The organism is Allgaiera indica (assembly GCF_900106675.1).
GTDB lineage: Bacteria > Pseudomonadota > Alphaproteobacteria > Rhodobacterales > Rhodobacteraceae > Acidimangrovimonas > Acidimangrovimonas indica.
Genome location: NZ_FNOB01000025.1, coordinates 41,391 through 47,990, shown reverse-complemented (window position 1 = coordinate 47,990; position 6,600 = coordinate 41,391). Strand labels below are relative to the sequence as shown.

General features: G+C 68.3%; 6 protein-coding genes and 1 pseudogene. 3 read left to right on the top strand and 4 right to left on the bottom strand.

Annotated features, from left to right (window positions below; translation table 11 throughout):
- Positions 1-247, bottom strand: a pseudogene (locus tag BLV97_RS17400) (isomerase); the annotation flags it as partial.
- A gap of 467 nt (positions 248-714) precedes the next feature.
- Here BLV97_RS17400 and BLV97_RS17395 point away from each other — a divergent pair.
- Complete coding sequence (locus BLV97_RS17395) at positions 715-2,235, top strand: UxaA family hydrolase (RefSeq protein WP_035838729.1); 1,521 nt, start codon at positions 715-717, stop codon at positions 2,233-2,235.
- 25 nt (positions 2,236-2,260) lie between these two features.
- Positions 2,261-2,986 carry an SDR family oxidoreductase gene (locus BLV97_RS17390; RefSeq protein WP_035838727.1) on the top strand — a complete coding sequence of 242 codons (726 nt, stop codon included), beginning with the start codon at positions 2,261-2,263 and terminating at the stop codon, positions 2,984-2,986.
- A 47-nt stretch (positions 2,987-3,033) separates the two neighbouring features.
- On the opposite strand, the gene pcaF is transcribed toward BLV97_RS17390, so the two are convergent.
- From pcaF to BLV97_RS17375, 3 genes are read right to left on the bottom strand one after another with little or no spacing between them, the layout of a single operon-like run.
- A complete protein-coding gene (gene pcaF, locus BLV97_RS17385; RefSeq protein ID WP_035838723.1) occupies positions 3,034-4,239 on the bottom strand; it encodes a 3-oxoadipyl-CoA thiolase in 1,206 nt (401 codons plus the stop codon).
- Between the two features lies 1 nt (position 4,240).
- A complete protein-coding gene (locus BLV97_RS17380) occupies positions 4,241-4,924 on the bottom strand; it encodes a 3-oxoacid CoA-transferase subunit B (protein ID WP_035838721.1) in 684 nt (227 codons plus the stop codon).
- Positions 4,921-5,643, bottom strand: a complete 723-nt coding sequence (locus BLV97_RS17375; RefSeq protein WP_035838719.1) for a 3-oxoacid CoA-transferase subunit A — start codon at positions 5,641-5,643, stop codon at positions 4,921-4,923. The genes BLV97_RS17380 and BLV97_RS17375 overlap by 4 nt, the downstream gene beginning before the upstream one ends.
- A 100-nt stretch (positions 5,644-5,743) precedes the next feature.
- Here BLV97_RS17375 and BLV97_RS17370 point away from each other — a divergent pair, with 100 nt between their 5' ends.
- On the top strand, positions 5,744-6,520 hold the full coding sequence (locus BLV97_RS17370) for an IclR family transcriptional regulator domain-containing protein (protein WP_051645874.1): 777 nt from the start codon (positions 5,744-5,746) through the stop codon (positions 6,518-6,520).
- Positions 6,521-6,600 lie beyond the last annotated feature (80 nt).

The following is a 6,600-nucleotide window of genomic DNA, read 5'->3' as shown; positions in this document are numbered from 1 at the left end:
CCGCGTCGGCGCGGGCAGGATCGGCGGCGCAGCCGGCGGTGTCGCCCATGCGCATGTTCAGCCCCAGCACCGGCAACCCGCAGGCCGCCAGCGCCTCGGCCAGCGCGCCTGGGTCCTCGGATTGCGCCTCGTCATGGAATTCCAGCGCCTCGAACCCGGCCGCCGCCGACGCGGACAGCCGCTCCAGAAACGGGCGCTCCTTCCACAAGAACCCGGTGTTGGCCGAAAACCTGTAGCCTGACGTCATGTCTTTCATCCCGCCGCCATTTCCGAATGAGTCGCGCATCGACCTTCGCGGCCAAGGCCCCCGCCAGAAGGCGCGGTGAAAACATCCGCGTCAACCGCGCAGGCATCGCCTCGGCCGACACGCCCCGGACCTTGCATGTCGCGATCCGCGCGGCCGGCGCGACCGGGCCGGGCCCTGGCCGATCATCGCATGGATCACGCCTGCGGCCCTTCTTGGTGCGCTTGCACCCCTGTCCGCGCCACGGCGTAGCGTGTCCGAACACAAGCAAAACACTTGACGGGCACCTGCGCCGCACGGATGAATGTCGGGCACGCTTATGGACGCGGCGAAGGAAGGCCAATGCCGACGATCGCGCCGGGCTGGGCCGGAACGCGAAATCCGGCCCGGGCCGCGCTGAACGCCGCGCCTCCTCCGCCCGCGAAATGCCATGCGCGCAAGGGGTTTCTTTCACGTCTCAGGCCGATCCGATGAACAACACCCAACCAGCCCTGCGCCTGCACGAGGCCGATGACGTCCTGGTCGCCCTGCGCGCCCTGCCCCCCGGCACCGACCTTGGCGAAGGGCTGATCACCGCCGAGACGATCCCGGCCGGACACAAGCTGGCCAGCCGCGCGATCGCCAAGGGCAAGGCGGTACGCAAATATGGCCAGATCATCGGCATGGCCACCGATGACATCGCGCCGGGCCGGCATGTCCATACCCAGAACCTCGGCATGGGCGATCACCGGCAAGATTACGGCTTCGGCAGCGCCACCACCCCCCTGCCCCCGGTCGAGGCACCCGCGAGTTTCAGCGGCTACCACCGCGCCTCGGGCCGGGTGGGCACGCGGAATTACCTGGGCATCCTGACCTCGGTGAATTGCGCGGGATCGGTCGCGCGGTTCATCGCGGAAGAGGTCGAGCGGCAGGGCTGGCTGGCCGATTTCCCCAATGTCGACGGCGTGGTGCCGATCGTCCACGGCACCGGCTGCGGCATGGCCGGCAAGGGCGACGAAGGCTACGAGACGCTGTTTCGCACCCTTGCGGGCTATGGCCACAACCCCAATTTCGGCGCGATCCTGATGGTGGGGCTGGGCTGCGAGGTCATGCAGATCCCCGACCTGATCGACCGCAAGGCGCTGAAGGATAGCGCGCGGTTTCGCTACATGACGATCCAGCAGACCGGCGGCACCCGCGCCACTGTCGACAAGGGCGTGGCGCTGCTGCGCGAGATGGCGGCCGAGGCCGACCGCGCGGTGCGCGCCGAGGCGCCGGCCTCGAAGCTGGTGCTGGGGATGCAATGCGGCGGCTCGGACGGCTATTCGGGGATCACCGCGAACCCCTCGCTGGGCGTGGCCTCGGACCTGCTGGTGCGCCATGGCGGCATCTCGATCCTGTCCGAGACGCCCGAGATTTACGGCGCCGAGCATCTGCTGACCCGCCGCGCGGTGGACGCCGGCACCGGGCAGAAGGTCGTCGATCTGATCGAATGGTGGCAGGATTACACCGCCCGCAACTTCGGCCAGATGGACAACAACCCCGGCCCCGGCAACAAGCGCGGCGGGCTGACCACGATCCTGGAAAAGAGCCTGGGCGCGGTGGCCAAGGGCGGCGCGGCGCCGCTGTCGGGTGTCTATAAATATGGCGAGCCGATCGACCGACCCGGTTTCGTGTTCATGGACAGCCCGGGCTACGATCCGGCCTCGGTCACCGGACAGATCGCTTCGGGGGCGAACCTCATTGCCTTCACCACCGGGCGCGGCAGCGTGTCGGGCTACCGGCCGGTGCCCTGCCTGAAGATCGCCTCGAACCCAGACCTCTGGCGCCGGATGGAGCCCGACATGGATGTGAATTGCGGCGCCGTGCTGGAAGGTGCGAGCCTGGCCGACAAGGGGCAGGAGATCTTCGATCTGATGCTGCGCGTGGCCTCGGGCGAGGAAACCAAGAGCGAGGCGCAGAGCTTCGGCGCGGTGGAATTCGTGCCTTGGCAGATCGGCGCGGTGATGTAGGACTGACAGAAAGGGGAGGCAAGCGATGCAGGGAATGGATCTGACCGGCCAGGTGGTGGTGATCACGGCGGCCGCGCAGGGCATCGGACGGGCGAGCGCCGAGGCCTTCATCCGCGCCGGCGCCCGGCTGGTCGCGACGGATATCAATGCCGACGGCCTTGCCGGCCTGGAGTGCGAGACCGCGCGGCTCGATGTGCTGGACAGGGTGGCGGTGGCCGAGTTCTGCGCGGGGCTTGGCCCGGTGGATGTGCTGTTCAACTGCGCGGGCTTCGTGCATGCCGGCACGATCCTGGAGGCCACCGATGACGAGATGGATTTCGCCTATGATCTGAACGTCACGGCGATGGTGCGGATGATCCGGGGGATCCTGCCGGGAATGCTGGAACGCGGATCGGGATGCATCCTCAACATGTCCTCGGTCGCCTCGTCGGTGAAGGGGGTGCCAAACCGCTTTGTCTATTCCACGACCAAGGCCGCCGTGCTGGGGCTGACGAAATCGGTGGCCGCCGATTATGTGGCGCGGGGCATCCGTTGCAACGCGATCTGCCCGGGCACGGTGCAATCGCCCTCGCTCGATGAGCGGCTCTCGGCCACCGGCGATTACGATGCCGCGCGCGCGGCCTTCGTCGCGCGCCAGCCGATGGGCCGGATCGCCGAGGCCGAGGAAATCGCCGATCTCGCCGTCTATCTGGCCCGCGCGACCTATACGACGGGCCAGGCCGTCTGCATCGACGGCGGCTGGACGATCTGACGAAGGGGGGCGGGAAAGCGGCCCGCCGCCACCGCGCCCCCGGCGGTTCAGACGCGTTCCAGCGCCACGGCGATGCCCTGGCCCACGCCGATGCACATGGTGGCCAGCGCGCGCTTGCCGCCGGTCTTGACCAGTTCCAGCGCCGCCGTCCCGGCGATGCGCGCACCCGACATGCCCAGTGGATGGCCCAGCGCGATGGCCCCGCCATTGGGGTTCACGCGCGGGTCGTCATCGGCCACGCCCAGGTCGCGCAGCGTGGCAAGGCCCTGGCTGGCAAAGGCCTCGTTCAGTTCGATCACGTCGAAATCGGCAGGCGTCAGCGCCAGCCGCGCCATCAGCTTCTTCGACGCCGGCGCCGGCCCGATCCCCATGATCCGCGGCGGCACGCCCGCCGTTGCCCCGCCCAGTACCCGGGCGATCGGGGTCAGGCCATGGGCGCGCGCGGCGGCTTCGGTGGCCACGATCAGCGCCGCCGCCCCGTCATTGACGCCGCTGGCGTTGCCCGCCGTGATCGAGCCGTCGGGTTTCACGATCGGCTTCAGCTTCGCCAGCGCCTCGATCGTGGTGCCGGGGCGGGGGTGTTCGTCGGTGTCCACCACCAGAGGATCACCCTTGCGCTGCGCGATGCTGACCGGGGTGATTTCCTGCGCCAGACGCCCGTCTTCCATCGCGCGGCCGGCCTTTTGCTGGCTGCGGATCGCGAAGGCATCCTGATCGGCGCGGCTGACGCCGAATTCCTCGGCCACGTTCTCGGCCGTCTCGGGCATCGAATCGACGCCGTATTGCGCCTTCATCAGCTTGTTGACGAAACGCCAGCCGATCGTCGTGTCATAGACCGCGTTGGCGCGCGAGAACGCGGTTTCCGCCTTCGGCATCACGAAGGGCGCGCGGCTCATGCTTTCCACGCCGCCGACCACCATCAACTGCGCCTCGCCCGCCTTGATCGCGCGCGCGGCGATGGTCAGCGCGTCCATGCCAGAGCCGCAAAGCCGGTTCACCGTGCTGCCCGGCACGGCCACCGGCAGCCCGGCCAGCAGCGCCGCCATGCGCGCGACGTTGCGGTTGTCCTCGCCCGCCTGGTTGGCGCAGCCAAGGATCAGGTCCTCGACCGCCTCCCAGTCAACGCCGGCGTTGCGCGCCATCAGCGCCTTCAGGGGGATCGCGGCCAGATCGTCGGCGCGCACCGAGGACAGCGCGCCGCCGAAGCGTCCGATGGGGGTGCGGATATAGTCGCAGATATAGGCTTCGGTCATGTCACAACTCCGGTACGATCAGGTCGGCCACCGGGCCCGGGCAATGCAGCGTGGCCCCGGTGAGGGATTGCAGGTCATCGAAGGAAATCGCGGGCAGCTTCTCGCGCAGCACGAAACGACCTTCTTCGATATCGACGACGGCAAGGCTGGTGTAAACCCGGGTGACGCAGCCCACCCCGGTGAGGGGCAAAGAACAGCGCTCGACCAGCTTCGGCTGGCCCTTCTTGGTGACATGTTCGGTGATCACCGCCACACGCTTGGCGCCGTGAACCAGATCCATCGCGCCACCCACCGCGGGCACGCCAGTAGGCCCCGTGGACCAGTTCGCCAGATCGCCGGTCTGCGCGACCTCATACGCGCCCAGGATCGCCACATCCAGATGCCCGCCCCGCACCATCGCGAAGCTGTCGGCGTGGTGGAAGAACGCGGCCCCCGGGTTCAGCGTGACCGCCTTTTTGCCCGCGTTGATCAGATCCCAGTCTTCCTGTCCCTCTGACGGGGCCTTGCCGAAGCCCAGGATGCCGTTCTCGGAATGGAACACCGCGGCACGTCCTTCGGGCTGAAACCGGGCCACCATTTCGGGAAACCCGATCCCGAGGTTCACATAGGCGCCGTCGGCAATGTCCTGCGCCGCGCGCCAGGCGATCTGTACGTTGGAAAGTTTTTCGGTCGGCTCCTGGGTCATGGGTAATGCACCTCTGCCCGGTTGAGGGCCTCTTCCTGCGCCGGTTCGGCCACCTCGACCAGCGCGTCGACGAAGATGCCGGGGGTGATGACGGCTTCGGGGTCGATCTCGCCCGGCGCGACGAGACGGCTGACCTGGGCGATGGTGTGCGCCGCCGCCATCGCCATGATCGGTGCGAAGTTGCGCGCCGTCATGCGGTAGGTGAGGTTGCCCATCCGGTCGCCCAGTTCCGCCTTGATCAGCGCGACATCGGCCTTCAGCCAGCGCTCCATCACATAGGGACGGCCCTCGAATTCCTGGATCTGCTTGCCCTCGGCCAGTTCGGTGCCGTAGGCGGTGGGGGTGAAGAAGGCCGGAATGCCCGCGCCGGCCGCCCGGATGCGTTCGGCCAGCGTGCCCTGCGGCACCAGTTCCAGCGCGATCTCGCCGGCCTGGTATTTCTCGATGAACGCGCGCGAATTGGTCGAGCGCGGATACGAGCAGATGATCTTGCCGACCATGCCCTGCGCGATCAGCGCGGCGATGCCGACCTGGCCGTTGCCGGCATTGTTGTTGATCACCGTCAGGTTCCCGGGGCTGCCGGTCGCCAGGAACCGGTCGATCAAGGCGTGTATCAGTTCGATAGGCGCACCCGATCCCCCGAACCCGCCGACCATCACCGTGGCGCCGTCCGCGATCCCGGCGACGGCATCGGCCGGCGAAGGAAGTGTCTTGTCCATGAATGATCCTCCCGCCTTCGGATTAGGCCGGGCGCGGGCGGCTTTCCACGCCCGTCGTGCGGAGCTTGACATTTGTTCGCATTCGCAACTTTCTGTGCGCATGACGAACAACTCTGCCGCATCCCGCCCCGCTGGTATCGTCGGCTCCTTCGCCAAGGGGCTGAGGGTTCTGGAAGCCTTCGGCACCGAGACCCCGCGCCGGTCGATCGCCGAGGTCGCGGCGGCGACCGGGCTGGACCGCGCCACGGCGCGGCGCTGCCTGCTGACCCTGCACCACGAAGGGTATGCCGATTACGACGGCAAGTTCTTCACCCTGACACCACGGACGCTGCGACTGGGGGTCGGTGCGCTGGCGGCGCTGCCGCTGTCGCAGATCGTGCAGCCATGGCTTGACCAGCTGACCGAACGGATCGGGCAAAGCTGTTCGGTGTCGATCCTGGATCAGACCGAGATCGTCTATGTCGCGCGGGCGGCGCAGCGGCGGGTGATGTCGATCGGGCTGATGCCGGGGTCGCGGCTGCCGGCGCATTGCACCTCGATGGGGCGGGTGCTGCTGGCGGCGCTGCCCGAGCCGCAGGCGCGCGCGCGGATCGAGGCTTCGGACCTTACGCCGCGCACGCCCCACAGCGTGACCGAACCCGACGAGATCCTCGCCCGGCTGGCCGAGGTCCGGTCGTCCGGCTATGCCCTGATCGACCAGGAGGTCGAGACCGGACTGCGCGCGCTTGCCGTGCCGCTTTATGACCTGCATGGCCGGGTGGTCGCGGCGCTCAACAGCGGGATGGCGGTCACGGCAGAGCCCGCGGACAGCCTGATCACCACTTACCTGCCCGAATTGCTGCGGGTCCAGTCAGGGCTGCGACGGGTGCTGCGATAGCGAGGGAACCCGGCGGCGGCGCGACGTCCCCTGGGGAAACCGCCGCGCGTTCGGTTGAGGCGCTGCAAATCGTCGCCGCC

Coding starts and splice junctions, on each gene's coding strand:
- pcaF (WP_035838723.1), bottom strand. CDS start 4,239: ATGACCGAAGCCTATATCTGCGACTATATCCGCACCCCCATCGGACGC.
- BLV97_RS17395 (WP_035838729.1), top strand. CDS start 715: ATGAACAACACCCAACCAGCCCTGCGCCTGCACGAGGCCGATGACGTC.
- BLV97_RS17390 (WP_035838727.1), top strand. CDS start 2,261: ATGCAGGGAATGGATCTGACCGGCCAGGTGGTGGTGATCACGGCGGCC.
- BLV97_RS17375 (WP_035838719.1), bottom strand. CDS start 5,643: ATGGACAAGACACTTCCTTCGCCGGCCGATGCCGTCGCCGGGATCGCG.
- BLV97_RS17370 (WP_051645874.1), top strand. CDS start 5,744: ATGACGAACAACTCTGCCGCATCCCGCCCCGCTGGTATCGTCGGCTCC.
- BLV97_RS17380 (WP_035838721.1), bottom strand. CDS start 4,924: ATGACCCAGGAGCCGACCGAAAAACTTTCCAACGTACAGATCGCCTGG.